This window comes from Kitasatospora sp. NBC_01246 (genome assembly GCF_036226505.1).
GTDB lineage: Bacteria > Actinomycetota > Actinomycetes > Streptomycetales > Streptomycetaceae > Kitasatospora.
Genome location: NZ_CP108484.1, coordinates 4095242 through 4108139 on the forward strand (window position 1 = coordinate 4095242; position 12898 = coordinate 4108139).

At 72.5% G+C, this 12898-nt stretch carries 7 protein-coding genes; 5 read left to right on the forward strand and 2 right to left on the reverse strand.

Annotation, left to right across the window (positions count from 1 at the left end; genetic code table 11):
* The first annotated feature begins 824 nt into the window (after positions 1-824).
* Positions 825-1652, forward strand: a complete 828-nt coding sequence (locus OG618_RS17955; RefSeq protein WP_329492158.1) for an HAD family hydrolase — start codon at positions 825-827, stop codon at positions 1650-1652.
* 536 nt (positions 1653-2188) lie between these two features.
* On the opposite strand, the gene OG618_RS17960 is transcribed toward OG618_RS17955, so the two are convergent.
* Positions 2189-3082, reverse strand: a complete 894-nt coding sequence (locus OG618_RS17960; RefSeq protein WP_329488507.1) for an oxidoreductase — start codon at positions 3080-3082, stop codon at positions 2189-2191.
* Between the two features lie 267 nt (positions 3083-3349).
* Between OG618_RS17960 and OG618_RS17965 the strand changes: the two genes are divergently transcribed.
* From OG618_RS17965 to acs, 3 genes are all read left to right on the forward strand, one after another.
* On the forward strand, positions 3350-4342 hold the full coding sequence (locus OG618_RS17965) for an ATP-binding protein (RefSeq protein ID WP_329488508.1): 993 nt from the start codon (positions 3350-3352) through the stop codon (positions 4340-4342).
* A 476-nt stretch (positions 4343-4818) separates the two neighbouring features.
* Positions 4819-7224, forward strand: coding sequence for a SulP family inorganic anion transporter (locus OG618_RS17970; RefSeq protein WP_329488509.1), 2406 nt, complete (start codon positions 4819-4821; stop codon positions 7222-7224).
* Between the two features lie 233 nt (positions 7225-7457).
* Positions 7458-9413 carry an acetate--CoA ligase gene (gene acs / locus OG618_RS17975; RefSeq protein ID WP_329488510.1) on the forward strand — a complete coding sequence of 652 codons (1956 nt, stop codon included), beginning with the start codon at positions 7458-7460 and terminating at the stop codon, positions 9411-9413.
* 122 nt (positions 9414-9535) lie between these two features.
* On the opposite strand, the gene OG618_RS17980 is transcribed toward acs, so the two are convergent.
* The gene (locus OG618_RS17980) at positions 9536-10885 is read right to left on the reverse strand and encodes a serine hydrolase domain-containing protein (RefSeq protein ID WP_329488511.1); all 1350 of its coding nucleotides are present in this window, start codon (positions 10883-10885) and stop codon (positions 9536-9538) included.
* 387 nt (positions 10886-11272) lie between these two features.
* Here OG618_RS17980 and nhaA point away from each other — a divergent pair, with 387 nt between their 5' ends.
* Entirely contained in the window at positions 11273-12673 is a 1401-nt protein-coding gene (nhaA, locus tag OG618_RS17985) for a Na+/H+ antiporter NhaA (RefSeq protein WP_329488512.1), read from the forward strand.
* Positions 12674-12898 lie beyond the last annotated feature (225 nt).

Here is a 12898-nt window from a genome sequence, read left to right on the forward strand (position 1 = left end):
AATTGACGAAACGGGCTCACCGAGAAGAGTCGGAACATCACGCCGAGGCTGATCGGCCCGGCCTCCACCGAGGCCTCCCGAACACGCTCCGGGGTTCTTCGCGCGCTCTTCGAAGCATCCCGAGGGTGTCTTCGTAGGCAGGGGGCCCGGCGCACGGCAACCCGAGCAACTGGCTACCGAGAGTGATGAAAGCGGACCGGTACACCCTCGATCCGACACCCCTTGTAGATCGCCACCGGGCCGGGCGCGGAATCCTCCGCAGCAGCCGTTCAAGCCCTGAAAATGGCCCCGGACGTGCGACGACCCCCGCCGGGGGGGAGAGCGGGGGTCGTCTATCCACAGCCCGACTCGGGGGGGAGGAGCCGGACCGGGTTAGCACGGTCGCGAACGATCCGTGACTTCCATGGTGTACCCGAGCGGCCAGAAACACAAACCCGCGCGGCCATGAGTACGCCGAATGGCGGGCTGTTTTCCAGCGCCCTCTATCCTCGGTTCCCGTGGACACCACCGAGAACGCCGACGAGTACGCCGACGAGTCCCCGGACTCCACCGCCGAGACTGCCGAGATCGCCGAGACCATCGAGACCGCGGAGGCCGCGGAGTCCGCCGGGACGACCGGGACGACCGGGACCGCGGCGTCCTCGAAGTCCTCGGCGGCCACCGGGACCAAGGGGGCGGCTGTCGAGAACAGCGACAACCCCGCGGCGGACGGGAAGGCGGCGGAGGGGGAGCGCGGGAACTCCGGCGCCGTCCCGGATTCCGCGGCGGCCGAGCAGGACGGCGCCACCGCGGCCGAGGAGCCCGGCGCTCCCGCGGCGGCCGGCCTGCCTGTCACCCGCACGCGCCCGACAGGCCCCAGGACTGCCGCCTTCTTCGACCTCGACAAGACCATCATCGCCAAGTCGAGCGCCCTGGCCTTCAGCCGGCCCTTCTACCAGGGCGGTCTGATCAACCGTCGGGCCGTCCTGCGCAGTGCTTACGCCCAGTTCGTCTTCCTGGTCGGCGGCGCGGACCACGACCAGATGGAGAAGATGCGCGAGTACCTCTCCGCGCTCACCCGGGGCTGGAACGTCCAGCAGGTCCGCGAGATCGTCGCCGAGACCCTGCACAACCTCATCGACCCGATCATCTACGACGAGGCCGCCTCGCTGATCGAGCAGCACCATGCCGCCGGGCGCGACGTGGTCATCGTCAGCAGCTCCGGCTCCGAGGTGGTCGAGCCGATCGGCGCACTTCTCGGCGCGGACCACGTGATCGCCACCCGGCTGAAGATCGAGGACGGCCGGTACACCGGCGAGATCGACTACTACGCCTATGCCGAGAACAAGGCCGCCGCCATCCGGGAGTTGGCCGAGGTCGAGGGGTACGACCTCGCCCAGTGCTACGCCTACAGCGACTCCTCGACGGACCTGCCGCTGTTGGAGGCCGTGGGCCACCCGTCCGCCGTCAACCCGGACCGGGCACTGCGCAAGGAGGCGGTGGCCCGCGAGTGGCCGGTGCTGGTCTTCGACCGTCCGGTGGAACTGCGGCGCCGGCTCCCGGAATTCTCCGCGCCGAGCGGCTCGGTACTGACGGCGGTGGCGTTCGGCGCCGCGGCACTGACCGCCGGTGTGATCTGGTACGTGGCGCGCCGCCGCCGTCCGGCGGCCTGAGGGCGCGTGGCCGGCGGCCGGCGCACCGGGTGGGCTGACACTCGGCCCGTGCGCCGGGCGCCTGCCGCTCGCGCCGTCCCGGCCTGCCGAAAGCAGCTCCCCCAAAGAGGTACTTACCCAGGCCCTTCGGATAGAACGGGCAAAAGCCGAAGACTTCTCGATTCGGGTTCCCCTTTCCCCCGAAACGCGATACAAAGGAAGCACGGCCCGCGAGACCCGGTACAGGACCGAAGAGGTCAAACCGACAACGCAGTTCAGGCCCCACGGACCGCACGTACAGATAGTCGAGCACCCACATGCAGCCGACCCGCTGTCGGGCCGCCGCACCAGACGAACGGGCAGGATCCCCGTCTGATGGGCACTTCCGGTGCATGCATGGTCACCCGGCACCTGTACCAGCGGCGGCACCCAGGCAGGATCGGGTGCCGCCGCATCCTCGCTCTCACCGCCCGACGAACCGCCCGCGTCGCCGAAGCCGGCCGACCCCGCCGGGTCCGGCCGGGCGCGCGCCCGGCCGGACCGCGCCCCCGGACCGGTCAGACCATGCCGCGCTGCATCGCCTCGCAGACCGCCGTGCTCTCCCGCACGCCCAGCCGCAACGCCCGGCCGCAGTGGCCGATCCAGGCCGCCAGGCCGTCCGGTGTGCCCGCCAGGTAGCCGGCCAGCGCGCGCCGGTAGGTGTCCGTGCCGAGTTCCGCGAAACCGACCTCGGCCGGGCAGATCGACTTCGGGTCGAGCCCCTCGGCGATCAGGACGATCCGCTGCGCGGCGCGCGCGATCACACCGTTGTATGAGCCGAACGGACGCAGCGCCAACAGCTCCCCGTGCACCACCGAGGCCACCACCAGGGCCGGCGTCCCGACGCCCTGGCCCTCGGCGCGGGCGATCAGCAGCCGGGAGAGCTGGTCCAGCCGGGCGGCGACCTCCTCGGCCCCGGGCGCCGGTGGCGGTTCGACCGCCGGCCCGGCCGGAGCCGCCTCCACCTCGACGCTCTCCACCGGCTTGAGTTCCAGCGGGAACAGGTCTTCCACACCCTCCCCGGCCCGCCTCGGCCGACCCGCCGCGGGGTCGGCGTCCCCGACCGCCAGCAGGTGCAGCCGGGCCAGCACCTGGAGCGGCGAGTGCCGCCAGACGCTCAGCAGCTGACCGGCCTCGGCCGCGATCCGCAGCGCGGCGCCGACGGTGCGGGACTCCTCGTCGGCGCTGAAGTCGCTGCGGCGCCGGACCTCCTCCAGCGGCCAGTCCGCCCCGGCCAGCGCCGCCGAGGCGCGGGCCCCGCGCAGCGCGGCTTCGGAGGTGACCTCGGCCGCGCGGCGGCGCATCACCCGGTGGCCGTAGAGCCGGTCGACGGCCTTGCGCACCTCGGCCACCGCGTCGGGCACCCCGGGGAGCTGGGCCAGCGGGGCGAGGGGATCTGTTCCTGTGCTCACCTACCCGAGAGTAATGAACGAGGGCCCCCTCCCGGAACAGCAACCCCGCATCACCCGTTCGAGGCAATCCTCACTTCCCTCCGCCGGTGAACCCGAAACCACGGATAGCATGGCCACTATCGGAGACGATAACGATTTCCAATTCAGGAAATCGTCGGCCTCGGCGCAGTGCGGACGCGACCCGGAAGGGACGCGCGGAGCGGCCCGGCAGAGGCCCCGAGCAGGCGGCCCCGAGATCGGGCCCCAGAGCGAGAGCGGGAGTCCCAGTTGAAGATCGCCTTCGTCGGCAAGGGCGGCAGCGGCAAGACCACGCTGTCCTCGCTGTTCATCCGCCACCTGGCCGCCGCGGGGCGCCCGGTCATCGCCGTCGACGCCGACATCAACCAGCACCTCGGCCCCGCGCTCGGCCTGACGGACGCTCAGGCGGCGGAGCTGCCGTCGCTCGGCGCCCACCTGCCGGAGATCAAGGAGTACCTGCGCGGCGACAATCCGCTGATCCGGTCCGCCGAGGAGATGATCAAGACCACGCCGCCCGGCCGCGGTTCGCGCCTGCTGCGGATCGTCGAGGAGAACCCGGTGTACGCGGCCTGCGCCCGTCCGATCGCGCTCGACGAGGGGTCCGTACGACTGCTGGCCACCGGCGCCTTCACGGAGGAGGACCTCGGGGTGGCCTGCTACCACTCCAAGGTCGGCGCGGTCGAGCTGCTGCTCAACCACCTGGTGGACGGCCGGGACGAGTACCTGGTCACCGATATGACGGCGGGCTCGGACTCGTTCGCCTCCGGGCTGTTCACCCGCTTCGACCTGACCTTCCTGGTGGCCGAGCCGACCCGCAAGGGCGTCTCGGTGTACCGCCAGTACAAGGACTACGCCCGGGACTTCGGCGTCCGGCTGCGCGTGGTCGGCAACAAGGTGCAGAGCGCCGAGGACCTGGAGTTCCTGCGCGCCGAGGTCGGCGACGACCTGCTGACCACCTTCGGGCAGTCCGACTGGGTGCGCCGGCTGGAGCGCGGCGCCGAGCCTCCGCTGCGCGCCCTGGAGCCGGGCAACCGCGCCGTGCTGGAGCAGCTGCGCGCCGAGGCCGACGCCGCTCACGAGCGGCGGGACGCCCTCCGCTACACCGAGCAGGCCGTCCTCTTCCACCTCCGCAACGCGGAGAGCTGGGCCAACGCCAAGGTCGGCATCGACCTCGCCACCCAGGTGGACGGCGACTTCGTGCTCGGCGGCCAGCGGCCCGCCCCGGCGGGCGCCCACGCCTGAAGGCTGATCCCGCCCCACCCTCGGACGCCGCGCCGGAGCGCGTCCCGGTCGCACGCCCGCCCCGCCGCCGCCCATGGGCCATGGCTTCCCCCGCCCCCGGGGAAGCCACGGCCCATTTGCGCGTGTTCGACGCCGCCACGGGCGCCACCAGCAGATTTCCGTCCGTTCGAACACCACCCAATGGGGTGAATCAAGGGCGCTGGACCTACCGCCCGAGATGACGCTGTGCAAAGCTTTCATTACCCTCGGTTTACCGAGTCTTGATGGTCCTCTCTGCGGCCTGGTCCTCCCCGGCTTCTTCGAGGCCCCTTGATGGTCCACGGCCCGGCCGGTGACACCCGCAATCCCCGCCGCGCCCCACGCCATCCCGCCACACCGTCGCGACCCACGACAGCCGATCCGACTCCCCGAGCCCCCACAACCGGACTCACCACCGGACCTGACTGCGTTCGTTCCCCCGGACAGACGGGAAGACAATGACCCTCGACATCTCCAGCGCACCCATCGCCTCCGACACCAAGGACCACGCCCCGCCCGGACCGCCCTCTCGCGGTCACTGGGCGCAGGACCTCTCCGCCTCCCTGGTGGTCTTCCTGATCGCGGTGCCGTTCTCCCTCGGCATCGCCCTGGCCACCGGCGCCCCGCTCACCGCCGGGCTCGCCGCGGCCGCCGTCGGCGGCATCGTGGTCGGCTTCTTCGGCGGCACTCCCCTCCAGGTCAGCGGCCCCTCCGCCGCGCTGACCGTGATCACCGCCGGGCTGATCACCCAGTACGGCTGGCAGGCCACCTGCGCCATCACGCTCGCCGCCGGGCTGCTCCAGCTCCTGCTCGGCGTCCGCCGGGTGGCCCGGACGGCGCTCGCCGTCTCGCCCGCCATCGTGCACGGCATGCTGGCCGGCGTCGGCCTCACCATCGCCATCGCCCAGTTGCACGTCGTCCTCGGGGGATCCCCGCAGAGCTCCGCACTGGCCAATCTGCGCGCGCTGCCGAGCCAGTTGGCGGGCCCGCACCCGTCCGCGCTGGTCGTCGGCACGGTCACCGCCGCCGTCCTGCTCGGCTGGCCCAGGCTCGGCCGACTCCCCGGCAGGGCCGGGGCGTTCGGTGCCCGGCTGACCAAGGTGCCGGGCCCGCTGGTCGCCGTCGGCGCCGCCACCGCGCTCGCGATTGCCCTCGGGCTGCAGCTCGCCCGGGTCGAACTGCCCGCCTGGGAGCCGCACGACCTCGTCCCCGACCTGCCGCACGGGCCGATCGCCGCGATCCTGGCCGCCGTGCTGACCGTCACCGCCGTGGCGAGCGTCGAGTCGCTGCTCTCCGCCGTCGCCATCGACCGGATGGCCCACCGCACGGGGGACCTCGACCGCGAGCTGCGGGGCCAGGGCCTCGCCAACGTGATCAGCGGCCTGCTCGGCGGGCTGCCGATCGCCGGCGGCGCGGTGCGCAGCACGGCCAACGTCCGGGCCGGCGCACAGACCAGGTGGTCCTCGATCCTGCACGGCGTCTGGGTGCTCGCGGCCGCGCTGGCGCTCACCGGCGGGCTCCGCCGGATCCCGCTCGCCGCGCTGGCCGCGCTCGTGCTGGTGGTCGGCCTGCAGATGGTCAGCTTCGCGCACATCCGCAAGGTGCACCGGCACCGCGAGTTCCCGGTCTACCTCGCCACCGTGCTCGGCGTGGTGCTGCTCGGCGTCCTGCCCGGGGTGGCGCTGGGCGCCGCGACGGCCGTCCTGCTCGCGCTCTACCGCCTGACCCGCGCCCATGTGGACGTCCTGGCCGGCCCCGACGGCTCCTTCACGGTGCAGACGCACGGGCCGCTCACCTTCACCGCCGTGCCCCGGCTGAGCCGCGCGCTGGCCGGCATCCCCGCCGCCGCCGACGTGGCGGTCGTCCACGACGGCTCCTTCCTGGACCACGCCGCGTACGAGACGCTGCACAGCTGGCGGACGGGCCGCCAGGCGGCCGGCGGCCAGGTGTCCATGGTGACGCGGCGCCAGGACGACGAGGTCCTCGATCCCGACGGCACCGTCCGGGCGGGCAGTTCCTCCGGCCCGCACCGCTGCCGCGCCTGGACGCCCTGGGTCGGCCACCACTGCATCGACCAGCAGGAGGATCCGCACGGCCGGCTCCTGGACGGCGTCCGGGTGTTCCAGCTGCACACCGCTCCGCTGGTCCGCCCCGAGCTCGCCCGGCTCGCCCGGGAAGGACAGACGCCCTCCCAGCTGTTCCTGACCTGCTCCGACTCGCGCCTGGTCACCAGCATGATCACCAACAGTGGGCCCGGTGACCTGTTCACCGTTCGCAACGTGGGCAACCTCGTACCGGCGCCGTTCGAGCCGGGCGCCGCCGACGACTCGGTGGCCGCCGCGGTGCAGTACGCCGTCGAGGTACTGGAGGTGCGCTCCATCACGATCTGCGGGCACTCCGGCTGCGGGGCCATGAAGGCCCTGCTGGACGGCGTCCACGACCGCCCCGGGCCGCCGACCGCGCTCACCCGCTGGCTGCGCAACGGCCGCGGCTCGCTCGACCGGCTGCGCCGCGTGCCCGCCGAGTTCGCCACCCGCCCGGCGGCCGACGTGGTGGAGCAGCTCTGCATCACCAACGTGGTCCAGCAGCTGGACCAGCTGATGGCGAACCCCGCAGTGGAGCGCCGGGTCGCCGAGGGGAGCCTGCGGCTGGTGGGGATGTACTTCGACTTCGCCACCGCCCAGGCCTACGTGCTCGACCGGGAGAGTGGCCGGTTCAGTCCGGTCGAGGCCCTGGGTGGCACGGCGGGCCCGGCACCCTGCGACACGCGCGGGCGAATGAGTGAAATCGAAGAGGTCTCCGCCGCCGGCGCGGACCTCGCCACGGCAGCCGTCACCGGGGGCGACCCCCGGCTGGCCGCCTGAGAGCCGGGCCCGTGTCCCGCCGGGGCGGACCGGGGCACGGGCCCAGTTCTCCGTACCGCCACCGAGGCTCTCCTCCCTCGGCCTGCCGTTCGACTCTCGGTCAAAGGTCTACACCAATTACCCGGCGCCTCTTGTCAACCGACCACTTCGCCTGGTGAGCTGTGCGCTGGGACACACGGGACAATCCCCACGCACGGGATTGACCCCGATCATGACTCGATGAGGAGTGCGCGTTGAGCAACGAGAGCCTGGCCAACCTGCTCAAGGAGGAGCGGCGCTTCGCCCCGCCGGCAGAGCTCGCCGCAGCCGCCAACGTCACCGCGGCCGCGTACGCGCAGGCCTCCGAGGACCGCCTGGGCTTCTGGGCCGAGCAGGCCCGCCGCCTCACCTGGGCCGTGGAGCCCACCGAGACGCTCGACTGGTCCAACCCGCCGTTCGCCAAGTGGTTCGCGGACGGCAAGCTCAACGTCGCGTACAACTGCGTCGACCGCCACGTCGAGGCGGGCAACGGCGACCGGGTCGCGATCCACTTCGAGGGCGAGCCCGGCGACAGCCGCTCGATCACCTACGCCCAGCTCAAGGACGAGGTCTCGCAGGCCGCCAACGCGCTGCTGGAGCTCGGCGTCGCCAAGGGCGACCGGGTGGCGATCTACCTGCCGATGATCGCCGAGGCGGTCGTCGCGATCCTGGCCTGCGCCCGGATCGGCGCCACCCACTCCGTGGTCTTCGGCGGCTTCTCGGCCGACGCCGTCGCCTCCCGGATCCAGGACGCCCAGGCCAAGCTGGTCATCACCGCCGACGGCGGCTACCGCCGCGGCAAGCCGTCCGCGCTCAAGCCCGCCATCGACGAGGCGCTGACCAAGGCCGACGGCGTCGAGCACGTCCTGGTGATCCGCCGCACCGGCCAGGAGGTCTCCTGGACCGAGGGCCGCGACGTCTGGTGGCACGAGATCACCGGGCGTCAGTCCACCGAGCACACCCCCGAGGCGCACGACGCCGAGCACCCGCTCTTCATCCTCTACACCTCGGGCACCACCGGGAAGCCCAAGGGCATCCTGCACACCTCGGGCGGCTACCTCACCCAGGCCAGCTACACCCACCACGCCGTCTTCGACCTCAAGCCGGAGACCGACGTCTACTGGTGCACCGCCGACATCGGCTGGGTCACCGGACACTCCTACATCGTCTACGGCCCGCTCTCCAACGGCGCCACCCAGGTCATCTACGAGGGCACCCCGGACACCCCCCACCAGGGCCGGTTCTGGGAGATCGTCCAGAAGTACGGCGTGACCATCCTCTACACCGCGCCCACCGCGATCCGCACCTTCATGAAGTGGGGCGACGACATCCCCGCGAAGTTCGACCTCTCCTCGCTGCGGGTGCTGGGCAGCGTCGGCGAGCCGATCAACCCCGAGGCCTGGATCTGGTACCGCGAGCACATCGGCGCCGGCAAGGCCCCCATCGTGGACACCTGGTGGCAGACCGAGACCGGCGCCATGATGATCAGCCCGCTGCCGGGCGTCACCGAGACCAAGCCGGGCTCCGCCCAGCGCGCCCTGCCGGGCATCGCCGCCACCGTCGTCGACGACGAGGCCAACGAGGTCCCCAACGGCTCCGGCGGCTACCTCGTCCTCACCGAGCCGTGGCCGTCCATGCTGCGCACCATCTGGGGCGACGACCAGCGCTACATCGACACCTACTGGTCGCGCTTCCAGGGCCGGTACTTCGCCGGTGACGGCGCCAAGAAGGACGAGGACGGCGACATCTGGCTGCTCGGCCGGGTCGACGACGTCATGCTCGTCTCCGGCCACAACATCTCGACCACCGAGGTCGAGTCGGCCCTGGTCGGCCACCCGGCCGTCGCCGAGTCCGCCGTGGTCGGCGCCGCCGACGCCACCACCGGCCAGGCCATCGTCGCCTTCGTCATCCTGCGCGGCACCGCCACCGACAGCCCCGAACTGGTCGAGGAACTGCGCGCGCACGTCGGCCGCACGCTCGGCCCGATCGCCAAGCCGAAGCAGATCAAGGTCGTCGGCGAGCTGCCGAAGACCCGCTCCGGCAAGATCATGCGCCGCCTGCTGCGCGACATCGCCGAGGGCCGCGACATCGGCGACACCACCACGCTGGCCGACAGCTCGGTGATGAGCCTGATCCAGTCCCAGCTGCCCCCCGCGGGCAGCGAGGGCTGACACCCCGTCGAACGACGCGGTGCCCCGGGCGGTCGTGACCGCCCGGGGCACCGCTGTCCGCTACCGGCGGCGCGGAACCTCCCGCACCTCACGGCGCTTCGCGCGGATCCGCTTCGGCAGGATCACTCCCCCTGCGACCGGCGCTCGGTGACCAGCGTGCGCAGGGTGTCGTACGCGCTCTGGGCGAAGCTCCGGCTGCGCAGCGGCAGCGTGCCGGCCATCACCGCCAGCCCCACCTGCGCACGCGGGCTGAATCCGACGAAGGTGGTGAACCCCCGGGTGACTCCGGCGTGGTAGACCACCTCGTCGTCGAACTCCCGGTCGGTGCCACCCGAAGCAGCAGCCCCCATGGCACCGATACCGTCGGCGACACCACCGACACCACCGACACCACCGACGCCACCACCCGTGACGCCGCGCAGACCGTCACGCAGGTCGTCGCCCGAACCGCCACGTGGGTCGTCGCCCAGCGGGCTGCCGGCCGGTTCGGCCGCCGGGCGGCCCGCTTCCGGAGCCGTCGGGACCGAGCGGTGGTTCCAGCCCAGGCAGATCCGTGCCCCTCCCCGCCGCCGATCCACTCGCGGGCGCCGGACCTCGCCCAGCGCCGTCCGCAGCACCGAAGCGTCGGCCCGGGCGGGCAGCGGGACGGCGTCCAGCGCCAGATGCGCCTGCAGATAGCGGAGCATGTCGTCCGCCGTGGAGCGCAGCGCCGAGGCGCCGGGCAGCGCGGGCAGCCGGAAGGACGGGACGCGCCGGCCGCGCCGGTATCCGGCGGCGTCCTCGCGGCCCGGGCCGCAGGAGGTGTCCACCAGGCCGAGCGGCCCGCAGACCCTGGCCTCCAGCAGGTCCTCGTAGCGCTGCCCGGCCGCGTTGGCCAGCAGCAGTCCGAGCAGCCCGAAGCCGAGGTTCGAGTAGCGCACCTGCGCGCCCGGAGTACCGCGGACCGGGGTGCGGGGCAGCGCCCCGAGCAGGTGGGCCGGGCCGAACGTGGCGTAGGGGCTGGTGAACCACCGGGGGGCCACCGCCGGCAGCAGTCCGACCGGCAGCCGGGGCAGTCCCGAGGTGTGGGTGGCCAGGTGGAGCAGGGTGATCGGTCGCTCGCGCGGGTACCCGGGCGCGGCGCCGGCGGGGAGGTAACGGTCGATCGGGTCGTCGTAGCCGACCTCGCCGCGGGCGGCCATCTCGGCGAGCAGCAGTCCGGTGAAGGTCTTGGTGACGGAGCCGAGCGCGAACCGGGTGTCGGCGCGGACGGGGCGCTCGCTGGAGCGGTCGGAGTGGCCGCGGCAGGCGACGGTCCGTTCATCGCCGCGGATCACCACGACGGCTGAGCCGCTGCCCGGAGCGGCGGCACGGAACAACGGGCGGAGCAGACGACCAAGTTCGGGGCCGGGCTCGGTGGCGGTGGCGGTGGCCGGAGCAGCGGCGGCGACAACGGGGTCGGCGGCGACGGGGGCGTACGTGGAGCCGTTCACCGGTCAGCGCTCCCGCGGAGCGGTCGGTCGGACGGCAGGGGCCAGTAAGAGGGGCGGTCTGGGCATCGTCAGGTCTCCACAGGAGGGCAACGGGGAATCGTGCCACCCGATCGGGTGGCACTGCGATCGACGATAGGGAGGCGTTCACCCGTCTGCATGCGGCCGACTCCATTCGGGTGCCGCGGCCGAGTGCAGCACGGGACACCAAGGCCTACGTCCTGAATTATGACAATGCGGATATCCCACTCCGGTTCCGGCTAGACTGTCAAAGACGCAACAAGATCTCCTCCGGGAATCGGTCGCGTCACAGGGCGCGCCGGGAAGTCTGGTCGGCACTGCACCACAGGTGCATCCGTACACCGTTCCCCCGCCCGAGGAGGTCCCTGCGTGACCGACCAGCAGCCCGTCAACGAGCCGACCCGGCGACGCCAGTTCCTCGGCAGACTTCCCCTCCCCGAGCGGACCTACATCGCCGACGCCCTGCGCACCGAGACCGTCGGTGGCGTGCTGCTGCTGATCGCTGCCGTCGTCGCACTGATCTGGGCCAACGTCTGGCCGGCCGCGTACGAGAGCGTCCTCGACTACACGATCGGGCCGTCCACGCCGCTCCACCTGGACCTCAGCCTGGGTTCCTGGGCCAAGGACGGTCTGCTGACCATCTTCTTCTTCGTCGCCGGCATCGAGCTCAAGCGCGAGTTCGTGGCTGGCGAGCTGCGCAGTCCCAGTGCCGCGATGCTGCCGGTCATAGCCGCGGTCTGCGGCGTCGCCCTGCCCGCGATCATCTTCGCCCTCGCCAACTCCGGCAGTGGCGGCCACCCGGGCGGCTGGGCGATCCCGACCGCGACCGACATCGCCTTCGCACTCGGCGTGCTGGCCGTGGTCGGCACCCATCTGCCCTCCGCGCTGCGGGCCTTCCTGCTCACCCTCGCCGTGGTGGACGACCTGATCGCGATCCTGATCATCGCCGTCTTCTACAGCTCCGGCATCAAGTTCTGGGCGCTGGGGCTGGCCTTCGCCGGCCTGGTCCTGTTCTGGTTCCTGCACCGGCGCGGTGTGCACGGCTGGTACCTGTTCGTCCCGCTCGCCTTCGTGATCTGGGCGCTGATGCACGAGAGCGGCGTGCACGCCACGGTGGCGGGCGTCGCGATGGGCCTGATCCTGCGCTGCCACCGGGTGGGCGACGAGAAGTACTCCCCCGGCGAGCACATCGAGCACCTCGTCCGACCGCTCTCGGCCGGGTTCGCCGTTCCCGTGTTCGCGCTGTTCGCGGCCGGGGTGGCGATCTCCGGGCCGGCCCTCGCCGACGTGTTCACGCAGGCCACCCCGCTCGGGATCGTCCTCGGTCTGCTGGTCGGCAAGACCGTCGGCATCTTCGGCGGCACCTGGCTGGCCGCCCGCTTCACCCGGGCCGAGCTGAATCCGCAGCTCAAGTGGGCCGACATGTTCGCGGTCTCGGTGCTCGCGGGGATCGGCTTCACCGTGTCCCTGCTGATCAGCGAGTTGGCCTTCCCCGACGACGCCGACCTCGCCGACCTCTCCAAGGCCGCCGTGCTGGTGGGCTCGCTGCTCTGCGCGCTGGTCGCCACCGTGCTGCTGAAGCTGCGCAACCGGCACTACCGGGAGCTCTGCGAGGAGGAGGACCGCGACGTGGACGGCGACGGCATCCCCGACGTCTACCAGCAGGACGATCCGGCCTGGCAGGCCCGGGTGGCGGAGGCGGCCCGCCGGTCGGCCGAGAGCGGCCCCGGCGGCACCGGACCGGGACCCGGCTCCGGGCCCGCCCGCTGACGGTCCGCCGACGGGTGCGAGGCGACGGGCGGCCGAAGTCGGTGGCCCCCGGCATCACCCCGGCGGCCCGCCCGGCCCGACGGAACGCGCCCGCCACGGCCGGGCGCGCTCCCCCCGAACGGGACACGTACCCCGGGCGGGGCCCCGGAGTGGTGTGCGACTGACCGGTAGGGGCATGATTCTGAGCTGTCGACAGTCCACAGACGCCGCCGGCCGCCCCGATCC